The sequence below is a fragment of the Telluria sp. ZT3P39 genome (assembly GCF_059685935.1).
On sequence record NZ_JCASIH010000003.1, the window covers coordinates 116,884 to 137,281 of the forward strand.

Annotated in this window: 19 protein-coding genes; 11 read left to right on the plus strand and 8 right to left on the minus strand. The window is 64.5% G+C overall.

All coding sequences use genetic code 11. The annotated features are described in order from the left end of the window. Positions 1 to 15: 15 nt before the first annotated feature. From AC56LR_RS04640 to AC56LR_RS04650, 3 genes are all read left to right on the plus strand, one after another. Complete coding sequence (locus tag AC56LR_RS04640; protein ID WP_497127991.1) at positions 16 to 759, plus strand: hypothetical protein; 744 nt, start codon at positions 16 to 18, stop codon at positions 757 to 759. Further along, positions 756 to 1,433, plus strand: a complete 678-nt coding sequence (locus tag AC56LR_RS04645) for a hypothetical protein (protein ID WP_497127993.1) — start codon at positions 756 to 758, stop codon at positions 1,431 to 1,433. The genes AC56LR_RS04640 and AC56LR_RS04645 overlap by 4 nt, the downstream gene beginning before the upstream one ends. A gap of 177 nt (positions 1,434 to 1,610) precedes the next feature. Beyond that, positions 1,611 to 2,282 (plus strand): DUF2076 family protein, encoded by a 672-nt coding sequence (locus AC56LR_RS04650; protein ID WP_497127995.1) that lies wholly within the window; start codon positions 1,611 to 1,613, stop codon positions 2,280 to 2,282. Between the two features lie 22 nt (positions 2,283 to 2,304). On the opposite strand, the gene AC56LR_RS04655 is transcribed toward AC56LR_RS04650, so the two are convergent. From AC56LR_RS04655 to AC56LR_RS04680, 6 genes are all read right to left on the minus strand, one after another. After that, on the minus strand, positions 2,305 to 3,069 hold the full coding sequence (locus AC56LR_RS04655; protein WP_497127998.1) for a LytR/AlgR family response regulator transcription factor: 765 nt from the start codon (positions 3,067 to 3,069) through the stop codon (positions 2,305 to 2,307). Beyond that, positions 3,069 to 3,959 carry a sensor histidine kinase gene (locus AC56LR_RS04660; protein WP_497128000.1) on the minus strand — a complete coding sequence of 297 codons (891 nt, stop codon included), beginning with the start codon at positions 3,957 to 3,959 and terminating at the stop codon, positions 3,069 to 3,071. Before AC56LR_RS04660 ends, AC56LR_RS04655 begins: the two co-directional genes overlap by 1 nt. Positions 3,960 to 3,962: 3 nt before the next feature. Continuing rightward, positions 3,963 to 4,214: a hypothetical protein gene (locus AC56LR_RS04665; protein ID WP_497128002.1), complete on the minus strand. Its 252-nt coding sequence runs from the start codon at positions 4,212 to 4,214 to the stop codon at positions 3,963 to 3,965. A gap of 136 nt (positions 4,215 to 4,350) precedes the next feature. After that, a complete protein-coding gene (locus AC56LR_RS04670; RefSeq protein WP_497128004.1) occupies positions 4,351 to 4,914 on the minus strand; it encodes a GNAT family N-acetyltransferase in 564 nt (187 codons plus the stop codon). A gap of 34 nt (positions 4,915 to 4,948) precedes the next feature. Beyond that, positions 4,949 to 5,584, minus strand: a complete 636-nt coding sequence (locus AC56LR_RS04675; RefSeq protein WP_497128006.1) for a TetR/AcrR family transcriptional regulator — start codon at positions 5,582 to 5,584, stop codon at positions 4,949 to 4,951. A 7-nt stretch (positions 5,585 to 5,591) separates the two neighbouring features. Further along, positions 5,592 to 6,992: an aminotransferase-like domain-containing protein gene (locus AC56LR_RS04680; RefSeq protein ID WP_497128008.1), complete on the minus strand. Its 1,401-nt coding sequence runs from the start codon at positions 6,990 to 6,992 to the stop codon at positions 5,592 to 5,594. Between the two features lie 254 nt (positions 6,993 to 7,246). On the opposite strand from AC56LR_RS04680, the gene aptA reads away from it, so the two are divergent. The 8 genes from aptA to AC56LR_RS04720 all read left to right on the plus strand — a co-directional run bounded on the left by aptA (position 7,247) and on the right by AC56LR_RS04720 (position 17,541). After that, on the plus strand, positions 7,247 to 8,563 hold the full coding sequence (gene aptA / locus AC56LR_RS04685) for an omega-aminotransferase AptA (RefSeq protein ID WP_497128010.1): 1,317 nt from the start codon (positions 7,247 to 7,249) through the stop codon (positions 8,561 to 8,563). A 2-nt stretch (positions 8,564 to 8,565) separates the two neighbouring features. Then, the gene (locus AC56LR_RS04690; protein WP_497128012.1) at positions 8,566 to 10,059 is read left to right on the plus strand and encodes a CoA-acylating methylmalonate-semialdehyde dehydrogenase; all 1,494 of its coding nucleotides are present in this window, start codon (positions 8,566 to 8,568) and stop codon (positions 10,057 to 10,059) included. Between the two features lie 34 nt (positions 10,060 to 10,093). Further along, positions 10,094 to 11,470 carry an NAD(P)-dependent oxidoreductase gene (locus AC56LR_RS04695; RefSeq protein WP_497128014.1) on the plus strand — a complete coding sequence of 459 codons (1,377 nt, stop codon included), beginning with the start codon at positions 10,094 to 10,096 and terminating at the stop codon, positions 11,468 to 11,470. Continuing rightward, positions 11,458 to 12,738 (plus strand): NAD-dependent dihydropyrimidine dehydrogenase subunit PreA, encoded by a 1,281-nt coding sequence (gene preA / locus AC56LR_RS04700; protein ID WP_497128016.1) that lies wholly within the window; start codon positions 11,458 to 11,460, stop codon positions 12,736 to 12,738. Before AC56LR_RS04695 ends, preA begins: the two co-directional genes overlap by 13 nt. Before the next feature lie 102 nt (positions 12,739 to 12,840). Continuing rightward, positions 12,841 to 14,316: an NCS1 family nucleobase:cation symporter-1 gene (locus AC56LR_RS04705; protein ID WP_497128018.1), complete on the plus strand. Its 1,476-nt coding sequence runs from the start codon at positions 12,841 to 12,843 to the stop codon at positions 14,314 to 14,316. 18 nt (positions 14,317 to 14,334) lie between these two features. After that, the gene (gene hydA / locus AC56LR_RS04710) at positions 14,335 to 15,726 is read left to right on the plus strand and encodes a dihydropyrimidinase (protein WP_497128020.1); all 1,392 of its coding nucleotides are present in this window, start codon (positions 14,335 to 14,337) and stop codon (positions 15,724 to 15,726) included. A 17-nt stretch (positions 15,727 to 15,743) separates the two neighbouring features. Beyond that, positions 15,744 to 16,982, plus strand: coding sequence for a Zn-dependent hydrolase (locus AC56LR_RS04715; protein ID WP_497128022.1), 1,239 nt, complete (start codon positions 15,744 to 15,746; stop codon positions 16,980 to 16,982). Positions 16,983 to 17,028: 46 nt separating this feature from the next. Beyond that, positions 17,029 to 17,541, plus strand: coding sequence for an MgtC/SapB family protein (locus tag AC56LR_RS04720; RefSeq protein ID WP_497128024.1), 513 nt, complete (start codon positions 17,029 to 17,031; stop codon positions 17,539 to 17,541). 1 nt (position 17,542) lies between these two features. Here AC56LR_RS04720 and AC56LR_RS04725 read toward each other — a convergent pair whose 3' ends face one another. Both AC56LR_RS04725 and AC56LR_RS04730 read right to left on the minus strand, forming a co-directional pair. After that, complete coding sequence (locus tag AC56LR_RS04725) at positions 17,543 to 19,285, minus strand: allantoate amidohydrolase (protein WP_497128026.1); 1,743 nt, start codon at positions 19,283 to 19,285, stop codon at positions 17,543 to 17,545. Between the two features lie 80 nt (positions 19,286 to 19,365). Then, complete coding sequence (locus AC56LR_RS04730) at positions 19,366 to 20,304, minus strand: LysR family transcriptional regulator (protein WP_497128028.1); 939 nt, start codon at positions 20,302 to 20,304, stop codon at positions 19,366 to 19,368. Positions 20,305 to 20,398 lie beyond the last annotated feature (94 nt).

Below are 20,398 nucleotides of genomic sequence, written 5' to 3' on the forward strand. Positions count from 1 at the left end.
GGCGCGGGCGTCTCCATGGTGCTGGCTCTGATTTGCCTTCCACTTGCATACGGCGCAGCTCCGAATATCACTTTCTTTGATAATAAAATAGTGCAACTACTCCTCGTAATATTGGTTGCTTCGTTCCTGTTGTCTGTGATTTCGATATTGTTTCGATGGGGGTGGGAAATCGAATATTTCGGTTCTTCCATGATCTGCATCGCCAGTGTGTCTTTATTCGCTATCGTTCCCTTTTTATCATTATTGATTTACGGAACTTCTTCAGTATGGTTTAAAACTGGAGTTTTTCTGATCTATTTTGTAAGCCATATCTGGTGGGGACAGAAATTTCTTGTCATATATCGAGAGATTTTCTACGATGAATCGATGCGTGAGAATATTTATGAAGAAGAGCCGGACGCAATATACTATAACCAGAGCGCCGACAGCTATCTTTTAGAGAAAAAGTATAAGTTTTCGCAGATGCCTCCTAATCGGTTTTTCGTTATATTCTTGGTGTTGGCGTTCATGTTGCTGCCGATGATAAGTACTGTAAGGGCTTGGGCAGGATTGCCATTCGCACATGTTTTTCTGCTGGTGGCTATGCTGCCTGTTAGCTGGATGAGTCTTGGAATTGCATTCCGGGGCTTCTTGATTTGCTATTTTTATCCTGCCAAGTTGCACCACGTCACGGGAAAGAAGATTTATGTGGACCTTATTAACAAGCATCCACTTACTAGAAAAAAGAACCGTACTTCAATCAGGAAGACAGTCGAATGACATATTTGATGATACTGTCAAGAAATATCATTTTCATGGTCGTTGCAGCGATGGTTCAATGTTTTGGATTTCCGGTGCTTGCATTTGAATTGAAGCCGTCGGCAAGGTCGGAAATTTGGGATAATCCATTCTTGGCGTATGGCTATAATCCAAATGAAAAGGTAATTACGGGGTATCTTGCTGCACTCAGAACCGCCCCTGGGAGGACTGATGAGTGCAAATTGGTATTCAAGGGTAATTTGAATCGATTGGAGGTTAAATACTGGGAGGGTACATGGGTATCTGGAGGTGAAGATCGCTCTGGCATTAGCGCTTATATAAAAACCGAAAGGAATCGATCATATCTTGTGTTTCCTAGGAAATCTTTAGGTGGGGATTGTGATTGGATACTTCCGTTTAATGTAGGGCCGCAGGTAGTTGAGACGTCGGCTAAGGTCGCCATAGCAATGGAAGTCCCAAACGTTGGAACCTGGGTTGGAGTGTATGCAATAGGAGCGAAGAGGGCGAAATTCCATAGTCAACCGGATAGTGCTTCTGTGCGAAAGGAATACCTGGTGGAAGGCGACGTTATTTACGTTTTTGACGAACAGCCCGAGTGGTATCTTGTTCAGTACGAAAACGGAAAAAGAAAGACTGTAGGATGGATTAGAAAGAGTGACACGGTGCAGCCATGATTCAACAACATATTGGAAGCACTCGATCCGGCGCCGTCAGTTTTGATAATGCTATTCGAGCTCATCGCTACTTTCAGGGATAAATTTTTCCGGTGTGGGAAAATTCTCAATTCAGACTTGAATTCATCCGGACCCGCACACATGTCTTCCTGATCACATTCCGATGAGGAGCCCACGATGACCCCGTCCGACGCACAGGTATTGCACGATATCCTCGGCCAGCTGGTCCAGGCCCGCGGCCTGAAGAAAGACCCGGAAGCCGACGCGCTGATTCAGCGCGCGGTCGAGCAGCAGCCCGACGCCGCCTACCTGCTGGTTCAGCGTGTGCTGCTGATGGAACAGGCCCTGAACAGCGCCAAGTCCCAGATCGCCACGCTGGAAAACCAGCTTCGCCAGCAGCATCCGCAACAGCAACAGCAACAAGGCGGCTTCCTCGATACCGTCTTCGGCCATCGCCGCCAGGTCTCTCACCCCCAGTCCCAACACATGTCCTACCAACACGCCTACCCGGGCTCGACGGGCGGCGGCATGCCCGGCTTCCTGCGCGGCGGGAGCGGTGGGGGAGGACTACTGGGATCGATCGCCGCAACAGCGGCTGGTGTCGCGGCCGGCAGCTTCCTGTTCCACGGCCTGGACAACCTCTTCCATGACCACGACGGCAACACGGCAGCCCACCTCCTGGGCGATAACCAACCGGGAGGCAGCGACTTGTCCGGAAGCGCACTGGCAGACCAGGCCGGTCTGGGCGACATCGGCCAGTCCGACAACCTGCTCGACAACGAGCCTGGCCTGGACGGCAACGGCGGCTTCTTCGATGGCGACGGTTCCGACGACGGCCTGTTCGGCTAAGCAAGCCCGGAACAAGGCGAGGCTACATCTGCTGGAACAGGTGACTGTGATTGCGGCTGACTTCCAGCTCGCCGGCGAAGTTGCGCAGCTTGAGCATCTGCCGGCCGCGCAGGTCGCGCGTGACTTCGGCGATGGCGTCCACCCGCACCAAGGTGGAGCGGTGGATGCGCCAGAACTCGTCCGGGTCCAGCTCGTCCGCCAGTTCCTTGAGCGTCTTGCGGATCAGGAGCTGGGCGGTGGCGGTCTGCACGCAGGTGTACTTGTCTTCGGCCTGGAAGAACAGGATCTCGCGGGTGCTGATCATGCGCAGGCTGCCGCCGACCTGGGCCTGGATCCAGCGCAGGTAATCCGGTTTCGCAGCCGCGCCGCCCTGCTTGAGCAGGGTGCCTAGTTCCGCCAGCTGGGCGCCGATGTCCTGTGGCGCCTGGTTCAGGCGCTTGCGCACCCGCTCGCAGGTCGTCTGCAGGCGTGCCGGCGTCACGGGCTTGAGCAGGTAGTCGATCGCGCCCTGCTCGAAGGCGTCCAGCGCATACTGGTCGTAGGCGGTGACGAACACGATGTGGCAGCGGTCGTAGAGCCGGCGGGCCGCGTCGATGCCGCCCATGCCCGGCATGCGGATATCGAGAAAAGCGATGTCCGGCTGGTGCTGCTCGGCCAGCGCCAGCGCCTCCATGCCGTTGGCGGCTTCACCCACGATCTGCAGCTCGGGCCATACCTCCGCCAGGCGCATGCGCAACTGCTCGCGCAGCGGTGCTTCGTCGTCGGCGATCAGGGCGGTAACAGGCATCAGTCGAACTCCGTCATCCGGTACGGCAGGCGGATCGAGGCGCAGGCGCCGCCCCCTGGAGGCATTTCGATCACCAGTTCCGCATCCTTCCCATACAGCAGGGCCAGGCGTTCGCGGATGTTGGCCAGGCCCACGCCTTCGTCGGCATGCAGGTTGATGCCGACGCCATCGTCGCAGACGTCTACGTGCAGGATCGCGCCTTCGACATGGGCCTTGATCGTGATGGTGCCGCCCGCTACCTTCGGCTCGAGGCCGTGCTTGATGGCGTTCTCGATCAGGGTCTGCAGCATCATCGGCGGGAAGGGCGAGCTGCCCAGGAAATCCGGTACCTCGAAGCGCACGGCCAGGCGTTCCTTCATGCGTGCCTGCATGATGGCGAGATAGGCCTTCGACAGTTCCACCTGCTTGCCCAGCGTGCCGCCGCCACCGGCGCGCATCTGGGGCAGCGAGGAGCGCAGGTATTCGATCAGGTGGGCATGGACGCGCGCGGCTTCCTTCGGGTCGGTCTCGATCAGCTGGCCGATCAGGGCCAGGGTATTGAACAGGAAGTGCGGCTCGACCTGCGCCTGCAGCGTGGCCATCTGCGCTTCCATCAGGCGCCGCTCCAGGGTGGCCACATTGGCCTTGTCGGAAGCATCCTTTGCCTGGAGTTCGGCGCGGCGCTTGCCGCCTGCCAGCACCTTGACGCCGAACGAGATCAGGATGAACGAGATCGCCGGTTCGGCCAGCTGGAAGAACAGGCCGAATACGAAGACCACGAACCAGGTCACGTACAGCTGGCGCCACTCGACCAGGGCCAGCCAGTCGAAGAAGCTCCACGCCAGGGCGCTTGCTTCGCTGACGGCTTCGCGCACGAAGTCGAGTGCGCGGTTGATCGGTGCGGCGGCCATGGCTTACTCCACGATCTGCGAAGGGCGGCGGCCGAACAGGGCCGTGGCGACGAGCTTGAGCAGCAGGAAGCCGATGAACAGCGTCAGCGCGAGCGGGACGATGGTCAGCAGGCAGGCCAGCAGGATCGACACCGCCAGCAGCGCAGGCCAGGGCAGGGCGGCCAGGGTGCGGGCGCCGGAGCGCACGGCGCGGTTGCACTTGCGGCCGAGGTCTTCCATGTCGGCGACGAAGGATTGGAAGGGCGTGGTTTTCATGGGATGCGTCCTTTGCTGGGGTTGATGGTGCTACTTTAGGGGGAGCACATCAAGCGCGCCATGGTCATCCGACGAAGTGCCGGAAACCCGGCATTGGCGGTAGCGAGGGCGGATAAGCGGGAAGGACTGCCTACGCTCAGCGGCTGGGACGCGCGTCCCAGTAACGCTTGAGCAGGCCGTAGTTGATCGTGTCGGCCATTTCGCCGTGCACGAACCAGCGCTCGGGCATGAAGCCCTCCTTGCGAAAGCCCATCCGTTCCAGCACGGCGCTCGACGCGGCATTGCGCGGGTCGATGTCGGCCTCGATCCGGTTCAGGCGCAGCTCGTGGAAGCCGTAGTCGAGCGCGGCGCCCAGTGCTTCGCTGGCATAGCCCTTGCCCCAGTAGCTGCTGGCCAGGGCATAGCCGATTTCGCAGCGCCGGTTCTGGGGGAAGACGTGGTGCAGGTTGACGGTGCCGATCAGCGCACCGGTCTCCGCGAGCTCGATCCCGAAGCGCACTTCGCTCTGGTCGCGGTAGCACTCGAGCGCATGGGCGATCGACGCTTCCGCATTCGCCACCGAGGTCCAGGGCTCGGCGCTCCAGTAGCGCACCACGGCCGGGTCGGAAAACACGGCAAACAGGTCGGCGGCATCGTCCATTGTCAGCGGACGCAGGGTGAGCCGGTTGGTCGTCAGGATGGGCGTGGGATAACTGGGCATGAGTGTAATGATAACATTGCCCAATCAGTAATGCTCAGGCGGCCGCCGCCACTGCCCGCACTACCAGGTCGCCCACCAGCCGTTCCGCGTCCTCGAAATCGCTGCCGGTGAGTTCCGGCTGGCCCAGCACCAGCGTCATCTGCGCCGAGAAATCGGCGTATGACTGCGTCATCGCCCACAGCGCGAACAGCAGGTGGGTGGCGTTCACGCGCGCGATGCGCCCGTCCGCCATCCAGCGCTCGAACACCTCGATGTCGCGGCGCAGCAGCGGCACCACGCGTTCGCGGATCTGGTCGCCGTAGAACTTGGCCCCGCCGATGACTTCCATCGCATACACGCGCGAGGCCCAGGGCTGCTCGCGCGAGAAGCGCAGCTTGGCCGCGACATAGGCGCGCAGCACGTCCGCCGGTGCGCCGTCGGCATTGGCCAGGTGCGCCATGCGCTCCAGCCAGTCATCCAGCACGTCGTCGAGCACGCGCTTGTACAGGCCTTGCTTGGTGGGGAAGTAGTACATCAGGCTCTGCTTCGACATCCCGGCGCGTTCGGCGACGGCGGCGATGGTCGTGCCTTCGAATCCGCATTCGGCGAACAGGCGGGTGGCCTCAAACAGGATCGTGGTCTCGACCCGGTCGCGCCGCCTGGCGGCTGAGTCGCTTGTCTGGAGTTCCATGGATTCCTCAGCGCTGCGTACGCAGGAAGGCAAGCAGTTGCGGGTTGGCCGCATAGGCGGCATTGAAGCGGAACCAGATGCCCCCTGGTGCGCGCTGGGTGAAGAACTCGCCGGGCGCGAGCAGGATGCCGGCCTTGAGAGCAGCGTCGGCAATGCTGCGGCCGTTGCGTGCGGGCGTGGGCGCCTCTGCCCAGCCGGCGCTGACGAACATGCCGCCGCGCGGGCGCGCCAGCGGGCCCATGCCGATGCCGTCCAGGGCCTCGAGCGCGCGTTCGCGCGCGTCGCCCAGCTGCACCACCAGGCGCTCGACCATGCGGCGGTAGCCGCGCGCGCTGGTGGCGTCGAACACCGCGCGCTCATTGATCTCGGAGGTGGTCAGGCCGGTCACCATCTTCACGCGCAGCAGTTCCGGCACCAGCGAGCTCGATGCGCACAGCGAGCCGACGCGCAGCACCGGCGACAGGGTCTTGGAAAAGCTGCCGACCCGGATCACGCGGCGCAGCCCGTCCATCGCCGCCAGCGAGGCCTCGCCGGGCGTGGCCAGCTCGCGGTAGATGTCGTCCTCGACCAGCCAGAAATCGAACTGCTCGGCCAGCGCCAGCAGGCGATGCGCCTGTGCCTGCGAGAGCGAGGTGCCGAGGGGATTCTGCAGCACAGTGTTGACGAACATGAGCTTGGGCTGCAGCGCAGTCGCCTGGCGCGCCAGCTCCTCCATGTCCAGGCCCGCTTCAGTGCGCGGAATGCCGACCGGGATGCAGCCATGATGGCGCACCAGCGACAGCAGATTGCTGTAGCCGGGATCTTCGACCAATACCACGTCGCCGGGACGCGTCAGCGTGCGCAGCACGAGATCGAAGGCGTGGGTGGCGCCGTGGGTGAGCAGCACCTGGTCCGGCTCGACGTGAAACAGCTCATCGGACAGGGTCGTGGCCAGGTGCTGGCGCAGCGAAGGAAAGCCGAGCGGGTGGCCATAGCCGCGCAGGCGGTTGGGCGGGATCTTCATCGCGTGGCGCACCGCGTCGAGGATGGTGTTTTCGCCATACCAGTCGGGCGGCAGCCAGCCGGCGCCCACCGGCAAGGCTTCGCCCTGGCCGGAATACAGATCGGGGGCGAGGGCGTCGATCTCGGAGTGCAGGTTGGAAGACGGTTCGCTGGGCGCGCAGGGCGCCGGCGGCAGGCTGCGGGTGACGAAAAATCCGGAGCCGCGGCGCGAGGACAGCAGGCCGAGCTGGTGCAGGCGCTCGTAGGCATCGACCACCGTGTAGGTGCTGACGCTATTGATCTTTGCGAATTGTCTAACCGAAGGCATTTTCGTGCCGCTACCCAACTGACGCTCGTTTACCATCGTCGAGATGGCCCCGACGATCTGGTCCACCAGGCTGCCGCGCTTGCTCCTGTCGATGGGCAACAGCGGCCAGGCCGTAGCGGACGCCGTAGCGGACGCCGTCGCAGACGCTTCGCAAGGAAATCCTTCTGTCAAAACAGCTTCTTCCATCGCCGCCGCTCCGCTCCTCGGGTGTTCAACTGTACCGGTTAAGCTACCAGTACGGTTGGTCGGTTTTGCCGTTGGTGTATCTGTGCCGGTGTTGCCTTGCTGACTATTATTGATCAATATTTTGCCAACTGGTAAAAATTTTTCGCCAACATGGCGGGGAGAGTCGCATGAACGAATCCAGGCCCAAGTCGATGTCGTCGTTTTGGATGCCCTTCACCAATAACCGCGACTTCAAGGCCAATCCGCGCCTGCTGGTCTCGGCCGAAGGCATGTATTACAAGGACGTGGACGGCAACAGCATCCTCGACGGCACCGCTGGCCTGTGGTGCGTTCCCTGCGGCCACGCCCAGCCGCGCATCACGGCCGCCGTGAGCGAAATGGTCGGCCAGCTCGACTTCGCGCCCACCTTCCAGATGGGCCACCCGGCCGCTTTTGATCTGGCCGAGCAGCTGATGGACTACACCGGCCACAAGTTCGGCCACGTCTTCTATACCAATTCCGGTTCCGAAGCGGTGGACACCGCGCTGAAGATGGCGCTGGCCTACCACCGGGCGCGCGGCGAGGGCGGGCGCACCCGCCTGATCGGCCGCGAGCGCGGCTACCACGGCGTCGGTTTCGGCGGCCTGTCGGTGGGCGGCATCGGCAACAACCGCAAGAGCTTCGGCCCGCTGCTGCCGGGCGTGGACCACCTGCCACACACGCACAACCTGCTGAAGAACGCTTTCTCGCGCGGCGAGCCGGACTTCGGCGTCGAACTGGCCGACGAGCTGGAACGCCTGGTGGCCCTGCACGATGCCTCGACCATCGCCGCCGTCATCATCGAGCCGGTGGCCGGCTCCACCGGCGTGCTGGTGCCGCCCAAGGGTTACCTGAAGCGCCTGCGCGAGATCTGCGACAAGCACGGCATCCTGCTCATCTTCGACGAAGTGATCACCGGCTTCGGCCGCCTTGCCACGCCCTTTGCGAGCGACTATTTCGGCGTCGAGCCGGACATGATGACCACCGCAAAAGGCCTGACCAATGGCGTGGTGCCGATGGGCGCGGTGTTCACCAAATCCTTCATCCACGACGCCTTCATGGATGCGCCGGCCGGCATCGAGCTGTTCCACGGATATACCTATTCGGGCCACCCGCTGGCCTGCGCGGCCGCGATCGCCACGCTTGAGGTGTTCCGCGAGCAGGGCATCACCGAGAATGCCAAAGAGCTGCAGCCCTATTTCGAGGACGCGCTGCATTCGCTGCGCGGCCTGCCGCACGTGATCGATATCCGCTCGATCGGCCTGGTGGCCGGCATCGAACTCGAACCCATCGCGGGCAAACCGGGCGCACGCGCCTACAGCGCCTTCAAGCAGGCCTTCGCGGACGGCATCCTGATCCGCACGACCGGCGACATCATCGCGCTGTCGCCGCCGCTCATCCTGACCAAGCAGCATATCGACGAACTGTTCGGCAAGCTGGCCAACGTACTGAAAAACCTGGACTGACCATGACCCTGATTTCCCATTTCATCAACGGCCAGCAGGCCCACCCCGAAGGCACGCGCCAGGCCGACGTCTTCAACCCGGCCAAGGGCGAGCCCTGCGCGCGGGTGGCGCTGGCCGAGCCGCGCGACGTCGATGCGGCGGTGGCGGCGGCCGCCAAGGCCTTCCCGGCCTGGGCCGCGACCCCGCCGCTGGCGCGTGCGCGCGTGCTGTTCAAATACCTGCAGCTGTGCCAGCAGCATACCGACGAATTCGCCGCGATGGTCACCCGCGAGCACGGCAAGACCTTCGCCGATGCGCAAGGAGAAGTCGCGCGCGGCATCGAGATCGTGGAGTTCGCGGTCGGCATCCCGCAGATGCTCAAGGGCGAATTCTCGGACCAGATCGCCCGCGGCATCGACGCCTGGTCGATGCGCCAGCCGCTCGGCGTGGTGGCCGGCATCACCCCGTTCAACTTCCCGGTGATGGTGCCGATGTGGATGTTCCCGGTCGCGATCGCGTGCGGGAATACCTTCGTGCTGAAACCCTCCGAACGCGACCCGTCGCCCTCACTCCTGCATGCGCGCCTGCTGAAGGAAGCCGGCCTGCCCGATGGCGTCTTCAACGTCATCCAGGGCGACAAGGTGGCGGTCGATGCGCTGCTGGATCACCGCGACATCCAGGCCATCAGCTTCGTGGGTTCCACGCCGATCGCCGAATACATCTATTCGCGCGGCTCCGCCAACGGCAAGCGGGTGCAAGCCCTGGGCGGCGCCAAGAACCACATGGTCGTGATGCCGGACGCCGACATGGCCATGGCGGTGGACGCCCTGATCGGCGCGGCCTACGGCTCGGCGGGCGAACGCTGCATGGCGATCTCGGTGGCGGTCGCCATCGGCGACGCCGGCGACAAGCTGGTGGCAGGCCTGGCCGAACGCGCCGCCCGCCTCAAGATCGGCGACGGCATGAGCGAGGGCGCCGAAATGGGCCCGCTGGTGACCGCCGCGGCCAAGGAGCGCGTCGAGCGCCTGATCGGCCAGGGCGTGGAGCAGGGCGCCACCCTGGTGGTCGACGGCCGCGCATGCCGGGTCGAAGGCTGCGAGAAGGGCTTCTTTGTCGGCGGCACCCTGTTCGACCACGTCACCCCCGCCATGAGCATCTACCAGGAAGAGATCTTCGGCCCGGTGCTGTGCGTGGTGCGCCTGCCGGACGTGGGCCGTGCGGTGGAACTCATCAACGCCAACGAATACGGCAATGGCGTCGCGATATTCACGCGCGACGGCGGCGTGGCGCGCGAATTCGTGCGCCAGATCGAAGTGGGCATGGTCGGCGTGAACGTGCCGCTGCCGGTGCCGATGGCCTTCAACAGCTTCGGCGGCTGGAAGCGCAGCCTGTTCGGCGACCACCACGCCTACGGACCGGAAGGCGTGCGTTTCTATACGCGCCACAAGGCGGTGATGGAACGCTGGCCCAATACCGCCAGCAGCGGACCGGAGTTCTCCTTCCCGCAGATGAAGTAAGCAGGTCGACCAATATAAAAGCATAGGGATGCACATGATCGAATCACTCCAGCACCTGCCGACGGCAAGCGGGTCGAACGGCGAACTGGCCGGGCAGTTCACCGACCTGGCGCCGCCGCTGACCGCGCGCCAGGCGGCAGTCGAGGCGGCGCGCTGCCTGTACTGCTACGACGCCCCCTGCATGAATGCCTGCCCGACCGGCATCGACGTCGCCGGCTTCATCAAGAACATCCATGACCAGAACATCAACGGCGCCGCCTACGGCATCCTGAAGGCGAACATTTTCGGCGGCAGCTGCGCGCGGGTCTGCCCGACCGAGATCCTGTGCGAAGATTCCTGCGTGCGCAACAACCCGGCCGAGCGCGAGCCGGTGCGCATCGGCCTGCTGCAGCGCTATGCCATCGACCATGCCAACTTCGGCGGCCACCCGTTCGAGCGTGCGCCATCCACCGGCAAGGTGATCGCCATCGTCGGCGCCGGCCCGGCCGGGCTGTCCTGCGCGCACCGGCTGGCCATGCTGGGCAACGACGTGGTGGTGTATGAAGCACGCCCGAAGGCGGGCGGCCTGAACGAATACGGCATTGCCAAATACAAGCTGCCGGGCGACTTCGCCCGGCAGGAAGTCGACTTCCTGATGTCGATCGGCGGCATCCACGTCGAATACGGCCGCAAGCTGGGCGAGAACCTGAGCCTGGCCGAGCTGCATACCCGCTACGACGCGGTCTTCCTGGGCATCGGCCTGTCGGCCAGCCGTTCGCTCGGCCTGACGGGCGAGAACGCGCCCGGCCTGATGGCGGCGGTCGACTACATCGCCGCGCTGCGCCAGGCGGCCGACCTGTCGCTGCTACCCGTGCCGCGCCGCGTGATCGTCATCGGCGCCGGCAATACCGCCATCGACATGGCGGTGCAGATCAAGCGTCTCGGCGCCGAGGACGTGACCCTGGTCTACCGCCGCGGCATGGAATCGATGAGCGCCACCGGCCACGAGATCGAGATCGCCAAGGCCAACTACGTGCGCATCCGCACCTGGGCCTCGCCGCTCGACGTGCTGCTGGACGACGCGGGCCGCGTGACCGGCATGCGCTTCGAGCAGACCCGCATGGAAGAAGGACGGCTGGTGCGCACCGGCGGCTTCCTCGAGATCGCGGCCGACGCCGTGTTCAAGGCCATCGGCCAGAGCATGGACGATGCCGGCTTCCAGGAGCCGATCGCCGGCGAACTGTCGCGGGAAGGGGACCGCATCTGGATCGACAAGCGCTTCCGCACCGCGCTGCCCGGCATCTATGCCGGCGGCGACTGCGTTGCACCGGGCCAGGACCTGACCGTCCAGGCGGTCCAGCACGGAAAACTGGCCGCTTTGGCCATCCACGAAGACATCCAGTCGACATCGGAGGCAGCATGGCCGACCTGAGCATCGATTTCTGCGGCATCAAGAGCCCGAACCCGTTCTGGCTGGCCTCCGCGCCCCCGACCGACAAGGCCTATAACGTGGTGCGCGCCTTCGAAGCGGGGTGGGGCGGCGTGGTGTGGAAGACGCTGGGCGAAGACCCGCCGGCGGTCAACGTCTCGTCGCGCTACTCGGCCCACTACGGCAAGAACCGTGAAGTCATCGGCTTCAACAACATCGAGCTGATCACCGACCGCAGCCTGGAAATCAACCTGCGCGAAATCACGCAAGTCAAAAAAGACTGGCCGGACCGGGCCATGATCGTGTCCCTGATGCTGCCTTGCGAGGAAGCGCTGTGGGCGGCGATCCTGCCGCTAGTGGAAGCCACCGGCGCCGACGGCATCGAACTGAATTTCGGCTGCCCGCACGGCATGCCCGAGCGCGGCATGGGGGCGGCGGTGGGCCAGGTGCCGGAATACGTGCAGATGGTCACCAGCTGGTGCAAGAAACACACGCGCCTGCCGGTCATCGTCAAGCTCACCCCGAACATCACCGACGTGCGTTCCCCGGCGCGGGCGGCGCTGGCCGGCGGGGCCGATGCGGTATCCCTGATCAATACGATCAACTCGATCACGCATTTGGATCTCGACCGGATGGTCGCTTTCCCGGTGGTGGGCAAGGCCAGCACCCACGGCGGCTATTGCGGTTCGGCGGTCAAGCCGATCGCCCTGAACATGGTGGCCGAGATCGCGCGCGACCCGCAAACCCGCGGCCTGCCGATTTCCGGCATCGGCGGCATCGGCAGCTGGCGCGACGCGGCCGAGTTCATCGCCCTCGGCGCCGGCTCGGTGCAGGTATGCACCGCCGCCATGCTGCACGGCTTTCGCATCGTCGAGGAGATGAAGGACGGCCTGTCGCGCTGGATGGATTCGCAGGGCTATGCCAACATCGCCGCGTTCTCGGGCCGGGCCGTGCAGAACACGACCGACTGGAAATACCTGGACATGAATTACCACGTGATCGCCCAGATCGACCAGGACAAGTGCATCAAATGCGGCAAGTGCTATGTGGCCTGCGAGGATACCTCGCACCAGGCGGTCGGGCGCTCGGTGGACGCGGTGGGCATCCGGCGCTACGAGGTGATCAAGGACGAGTGCGTGGGCTGCAACCTGTGCGAGATCACCTGCCCGGTGGAGGCCTGCATCACCATGGTGCCGCAGCCGAGCGGGAAGCCGTATATGAACTGGACGCAGGATCCGAGGAATCCGCGGGCGGAGCCGGTAACGGTTTGATCGCCGGGGTGGGCGTGAATTCGCCCACCCAATGGGCACATCCGCGCATACGATTGCGCTACACTCGGCTGCATCCTTCGCAACCGACGAAAAGGGTTCACCATGCACGACAACGCAAGTTCGGATCTCTGGAACGAAGACCTGGCCCCCACCACCGCGGCGCAGCGCACCTGGCGCTGGTACCATTTCGCGGCGCTGTGGGTCGGCATGGTGATGTGCATTCCCGCCTACACCCTCTCGGCCAGCCTGATCGAATCGGGCATGTCCGGCTGGCAGGCGGTATGGACGGTCTTCCTGGCCAACGCCATCGTGCTGGTGCCGATGCTCCTGATCGGCCACGCCGGCACCAAGTACGGCATCCCTTATGCTGTCCTGGCGCGCAGTTCCTTCGGCACCAGCGGCGCCAAGCTGCCGGCGCTGATGCGCGCCATCGTCGCCTGCGGCTGGTACGGCATCCAGACCTGGTTTGGCGGCAGCATGATCTACACGCTGCTGGGCGTGATGAACGGCGCGCCGATCGGCGGCGAGGCCATCGCGGGCCTGGGCATCAACGGGGCGCAGCTGCTGTGCTTCCTGGGCTTCTGGGCGATCCAGCTCTATTTCATCGTGCACGGCATCGAATCGATCCGCAAGCTCGAGACCTATACCGCGCCCCTGAAAATCGCGATCTGCTTCGTGCTGCTGTGGTGGGTGTATGAGCGCGCAGGCGGCTTCGGCCCGCTGCTCGAGCGGCCATCCGCTTTCGTTGCGGGCGGCGCGAAAGAAGGCCAGTTCTGGGAGGTGTTCTGGCCCTCGCTCACGGCCATGATCGGCTTCTGGGCCACCCTGGCCCTGAACATCCCCGACTTCACCCGCTTTGCGAAAACCCAGCGCGACCAGGTGATCGGCCAGTCCGTCGGCCTGCCGCTGCCGATGGGCTTGTTGGCCGCGCTGGCGGTGATCGTCACCTCGGCCACCGTGGTCCTGTACGGCAAGGCACTGTGGGACCCGGTGGACCTGGCCAGCCGCATGGAAGGCATCGCGGTGCTGGTGGCCCTGATCGTGCTGCTGGTCGATACGGTCAGCGTCAACCTGGCGGCCAACCTGGTCGGTCCGGCCTACGATTTCTCGGCGCTGGCGCCGCGCGCCATCAGCTACCGGCTGGGCGGCTATATCACCGCGGGCCTGGCCCTGGTCATGATGCCCTGGAAGATCCTCGAGACGACCCAGAACTACATCTTCACCTGGCTGGTCGGCTATTCCGCGCTGCTCGGGCCGATCGCCGGCATCCTGATCGTCGACTACTACCTGGTGCGCAAGACCGAGCTCGATGTGGCCCAGATGTACCGCAGCGACGGCATCTACTCGTACGGCAACGGCTGGAACATGGCCGCCGTCGTGGCCTTCGTGCTGGGCGTGCTGCCCAATATCCCCGGCTTCCTGAACGCGGCCTTCCCGGCATCCTTCCCGGATGTGGGCGAGGCCTTCAAGACCATCTATACCTACGCATGGTTCGTCGGCGTCGCCATCGCGGCGGTTGTCTACGGCGCCATGATGCGCGGCCACCGCGTCCCGGCGCTGGCCGCGCGACATTCCTGAACCGAGGAGAGCGATTCGATGAAGACCCTGATCCGTGGCGGTACCGTGGTGAACGCCGACCGCGCCTTCCGCGCCGACGTGCTGTGCGAAGGCGGCAAGGTGGTGGCGGTCGGCGAGAACCTGGAAGCGCCGGCCGGCGCCACCATCGTCGACGCAGGCGGCCAGTACGTGATGCCGGGCGGGATCGACACCCACACCCACATGCAGCTGCCTTTCATGGGCACCGTCACCGCCGACGATTTCTTCACCGGCACCGCGGCCGGGCTGGCGGGCGGCACGACCACCATCATGGACTTCGTGATCCCGAACCCGCAGCAATCCCTGCTCGAGGCTTACCATACCTGGCGCGGCTGGGCCGAGAAATCGGCCGGCGACTACACCTTCCACGTGGCCGTCACCTGGTGGGACCAGTCGGTGCACGCAGAGATGGGCGTGCTGGTGCGCGACCATGGCGTGAACAGCTTCAAGCACTTCATGGCCTACAAGAACGCCATCATGGCCGACGACGAGACCCTGGTGAAGAGCTTCCGCCGCTCGCTGGAACTGGGCGCCATCCCGACCGTTCACGCGGAGAACGGTGAGCTGGTCTACCAGCTGCAGCAGGAGCTCCTTGGTAAGGGCATCCGCGGCGCCGAGGCGCATCCGCTTTCGCGCCCGCCGGAGGTCGAGGCCGAAGCGGCCAACCGGGCGATTGCGATTGCCAACGTGCTGGGCACGCCCGTCTACATCGTGCACGTATCCTGCGCCGAATCGCTCGAGGCGATTGGGCGCGCCCGCGCCAAGGGACAGCGCGTCTACGGCGAAGCCCTGGCCGGCCACCTCGTCATCGACGACAGCGTCTACCGCCACCCGGACCCGGACTTCGCGCGCGCCCACGTCATGAGCCCGCCGTTCCGCAGCAAGCATCATCAAGAGGCGCTCTGGCAGGGCCTGCGCGGCGGTAACCTGCACACCACGGCGACCGACCACTGCACCTTCTGCGCCGAGCAGAAAGCGGCGGGCAAGGATGATTTCACCCGCATCCCGAACGGCTGCGGCGGCGTGGAAGAGCGCATGGCCGTGGTCTGGGACGCCGGCGTGAACACGGGCCTGCTCACCCCTTCCGAATTCGTGCGCGTCACCTCCACCAATGCGGCCCAGATCTTCAACATCTACCCGCGCAAGGGCGTTATCCAGGTCGGAGCGGACGCCGACATCGTGGTCTGGGACCCGGAAGGCACCCGCACCATCTCGGCTGCGACCCAGCATTCGAAAGGCGGCTTCAACGTGTTCGAAGGCCGCAAGGTGCGTGGCATCCCGACCCATACGATCGCCGCCGGCAAGCTGGTGTTCGAGCGCGGCGACTTGCGCGCCGAGCCCGGCGCCGGCCGCCACATCGATCGTCCCGCCTTTACCGCCACCGTCGCCTGAACCTGAGGAAAACAGCAATGACTGAACTGCGTATCAATGGCGACCGCCTGTGGAAGTCGCTCATGGACCTGGCCGCGATCGGCGCCACCGAGAAGGGCGGCGTCAAGCGCCTGGCCTTGACGGACCTCGATCGCCAGGGACGCGACCTGGTGGTGAAGTGGGCACGCGAGGCTGGCCTCTCGATCACGGTCGACCAGATCGGCAACGTCTTCATGCGGCGCGAGGGGCGCAACCCGGCCTTGCCCCCGATCGTCACCGGCAGCCACGTCGATACCCAGCCGACGGGCGGCAAGTTCGACGGCAACTACGGCGTGCTGGCCGGGTTGGAAGTGGTGCGCACCCTGAACGACTCTGGTCTCCAGACCGAGGCGCCGATCGAGGTCGCGTTCTGGACCAACGAGGAAGGCTCGCGCTTCGTGCCGGTGATGATGGGCTCTGGCGTGTTCTGCGGCGCCTTCAGCCTGGAAACCGCCTATGCGGCGAAGGACCTTGATGGAAAAAGCGTGCGCGAGGAGCTGGAACGCATCGGCTACCTGGGCGACGAAGTGCCCGGCCGGCATCCGATCGGCGCCTATTTCGAGACCCATATCGAGCAGGGCCCGGTGCTGGAAGACGCCGACAAGGTGATCGGCGTCGTGCCGGCGGTGATGGGCCTGTCGTGGTACGACTGCACGGTTACCGGCATGGAAGCGCATGCCGGGCCGACCCCGATGGGTCTGCGCCGCGACGCGCTGCAGGTGGCAATAAGCATCATGCAGGAGGTGGTGCAGATCGCGAACCGCTACCAGCCCTATGGCCGCGGCACGGTGGGCATGGTCGACGTGTTCCCGAACAGCCGCAACGTGATCCCGGGCCGGGTCAAGTTCAGCATCGACCTGCGCAACGTGAACGACGAGCTGTTGAACACCATGCACGAAGAGATGCTGGCGTTTGTCGCGAAAACGCGCGAGCAAAGCGGCCTGGCGATCGATCTCGAGCGCGTCTCGTATTACCCGCCTTGCCCCTTCCACCCGGATTGCGTGGGCGCCGTGCGCGCCGCGACCGACAAGCTGGGCTATTCGACGATGGACGTGGTCTCCGGCGCCGGCCACGACGCCATCTATGCCGCGCGCGTTGCCCCATCCGGCATGATCTTCGTGCCCTGCAAGGACGGCATCAGTCACAACGAAATCGAAGACGCCCAGCCGGCCCACCTGGAGGCGGGCTGCAACGTGCTGCTGCATGCGATGCTGGAGCGCGCCCGCGTCGTGGACTGACCCGGAGCCTGGCGGCCTCGGCCGAGCGTGGCGACACCAAACCTGCATGAATGGCATCATCCCGGGACAAACTCGGGAGGACGACACGGTGTGGCTGGAACGCAGTTGGCAAACGGTTTTGCAGGAATTTTCGGACCTGGGCGATGTGGAATCCATCACCCGCATCGTGCTGCGCCTGCTGGTCGCGGTCGTGCTGGGCGGGATGCTCGGCTACGAACGCGAGTCCGTGGGTGCAACGGCAGGCCTGCGCACCCACATGCTCGTCTCGCTCGGCTCGGCCCTGTTCGTCTTGATTCCGCTGCAGGCGGGCATGCAGATCGGCGACGTCTCGCGGGTCCTGCAGGGCGTCACGGCGGGCATCGGTTTCATCGGCGCCGGCGCCATCATCAAGCACTCCCGCAATGACGATATCAAAGGCGTGACCACGGCAGCCAGCGTATGGCTGACCGCGGCCATCGGCATCGCGGCCGGGATGGGACGCGAAGCGACGGCGGTGCTCAGTGCACTGTTTGCACTTGCCATCCTGGCGCTGTTGCGCAGCACGACGAAGCAGAGCTGACTTAAAGCCGGCGCAGGAACCCGAGCAGCACCTGGCCTGCGATTTCGGCATCGTCCGCCGTCATCGTCTCGAGCGGATTGTGGCTGATGCCGCCGTTGCCGCAGCGCGTGAACAGCATTGCCACCTCGGTGATGGAAGCCATCTCCATCGCATCGTGACCGGCGCCGGACAGCAGGTCGAAGCGCGGCAGGCCGCAGCCTTCGATGGCATGGCCCATTCGATCCATCAGGCGCGGCGCGCAGGGCGCGGCGTCTGCCTCGACCAGCTTCCACAGCTTTTCGTCGATGCCGCGGCGCGCGCAGATGGCGCTAATGCCGGCCAGGATATCGTCGACCGCTTCCAGGCGCACGGCATCATCGGCGGCGCGGATGTCGAGCGACAGCCGGCACTGCCCGGGAATGACGTTGACCGAGCCGGAAGGCACCTCGAGCTGGCCGACGGTGCCCACCAGAGAACCGCGTCCTTTGCTGCGCGCCTCCACCAGCAGCACGATCTCGGCGGCCGCTGCGGCCGCATCGCGCCGCATGCCCATCGGCGTGGTGCCGGCATGGCTGGCCACGCCCCCCAGCTCGACCAGGTAGCGCGAGCTTCCCGCGATTGCCGTGACCACGCCGACCGGCAAGCCGCGCTCGAGCAGCACCGGTCCCTGTTCGATATGGACTTCAACGAAGCCGAGCAGCGTTGCAGGGTCGCGCACGATGCCGGGAATCTGCGCGGGATCGTGCCCGGCCTGGACCAGGGCTTGACGCATCGTGACGCCCGCGCTGTCGGTTTGTTCGAGCAGGACCGGGTCGAAGCGCCCGGTGATGGCGCTGCTGCCGAGGAAGGTGCTGCGAAAGCGCACACCTTCCTCTTCGGCAAAGCCGATCACTTCCAGGTGGAAGGGCAGGCGCTCGCCGCGCGCGTTCAGGTGGCGCACCAGCGCGATCGGCAGCAGGATGCCGAGCCGGCCGTCGTATTTGCCGCCGTTGCGCACCGTGTCGTAGTGCGAGCCGGTGATCAGGGTCCTGGCATCGGGCTGCGCGGCCGCATAGTGTCCGACGACATTGCCGACGGCGTCGATGTGGGCGTCCATGCCGGCCTGGATCATCCAGTCGCGCAGCTGGCCGGCGGTGCGCTGGTGCGCCGGCGTCATGTAGGCGCAGGTGAGATTGTCGATGCTGTCGCTGATGGCGCCGAGCTGCTCGGCCCATTCCATCACCTGTGGTCCAAAGACGAGCTGCACGTTCAATAGTTCGTTGAGGCGGATCTCGGCGATGCGGTGCACCTGGCGCAGGCATTCGGCCATCTCGTCGGCGGGCTGGTTCTTGAGCCGGCGCGCGAAGGTCTCGATGATGACGCTGCGCGTCAAACCTTGCCCCGTCGGGCCCTTCACCGCGAGGATGAAGGGAAAGCCGAACTTGTCCTTGTAGCTGGCGTTCAGCTCGTGCAGCAGGGCGTATTCTTCCGCGCTGCAGCGGTTCAGGCCCGAGGCGGCCTGCTCGCCCGTGGATTCCGCGGTCAGTTCGCCGGCGATCGCCGCCTTGCCGGCCAGCTCGGGGTGGGCGCGCAGCAGGGCCAGCTGCTGGTCCTTGGAGGCCAGCGTCACCACGGCCTGCAAGGCTTGCTTGAGCGCGGTCAGGCTGGAAAACGGACGCAGCACGGCCGCGCCCTCGGCGATCCAGGGCGAATGTTCGTAGATGCCGCGCAGGATGGCTACGAAGGCGGGGCGGTCGCAGTTGTTCAGGTCCAGCAAGGTAGTCATGGTCTGCCTCTTCAATCCCGGGATGATAAGTCCTGCAACCCTTCCAGCTTATACGCGCCGCCGCATAAACGGTATTGCACTCACTTCGTGACCAGGGCGCGCGCCGCCGCGCTGACCTGGTCGCGCAGCCATTTGTGCTCGGTCGACTGGTGCACGCGCTGGTGCCACAATTGGTAGAAGCGCATCGGCGGGAACTTGATCGGCACGGTAAAACTCTTGAGCGGCAGGATGCGCTCGTAGAAGCGGATGAACTGGCGGCCGGTGGTCAAGACCAGGTCGCTCTGGGTCAGCATGTAGGGGATTACGCCAAAGTACGGCGACTCGACCGCCACCGTGCGCTGCAGGCCCATGCGGTCGAGGTGGGCGTCGATCACGCCGTGATAACCCGGCAGCATTTGCGAGGGCGCCACGTGCGGCAGGCTGAGGTAATCCTCGACCGTCATCGCATCGACCGCCGTGCGCCGCGCATACGGGCTGTCGGCGCGCATGGTGCAGATGATCGGGTCTTCGAACAGTTTCGAGATGTGCAGGTGGGCGGGCGGCTCGTCCCAGTTGGCGATCACCAGGTCCATGTCGCCGTCTGAGAGCATGCGCAGGTAGTCCACGCCCGGCCCCAGGCTGTGGAAGACCACCTTGCTGCCCGGCGAGCCGCGCCGCAGCGCCGCCACCACATTCGGCAGGAACTGGGTGTCGAGGTAGTCGGGCGCGGCGATGTGGAAGCTGCGCGTGGCTTCTTCGGGCACGAAGGGCGACTTGCGCACGAACAGGCTCTCGGTTTCGTCGAGGATGCGCTTGGCCGGCTTGAGCAGGCTTTCGCCATGCTGGGTCGGCACCATGCCGCGTGCACCGCGCACCAGCAGCGGGTCGCCGGTGAGTTCGCGCAGTTTGCGCAGCGAGGCCGAGATCGAGGGCTGCGGCTGGTTCAGCTTGAGCGCCACGCGCGAGACGTTCTTCTCCACGAGCAGCAGGTAGAGGATGCGGATCAGGTGCAGGTCGAGGTGCTGGGGCAGGCTGGACATCGAGTCGCTCTCAACTGAATGGTTGGGTTCAGGTATATCAATCCGGGTATGTTGAATATACGCTAAGTTTCATGTTGCAGAAAAGGAAATCCTT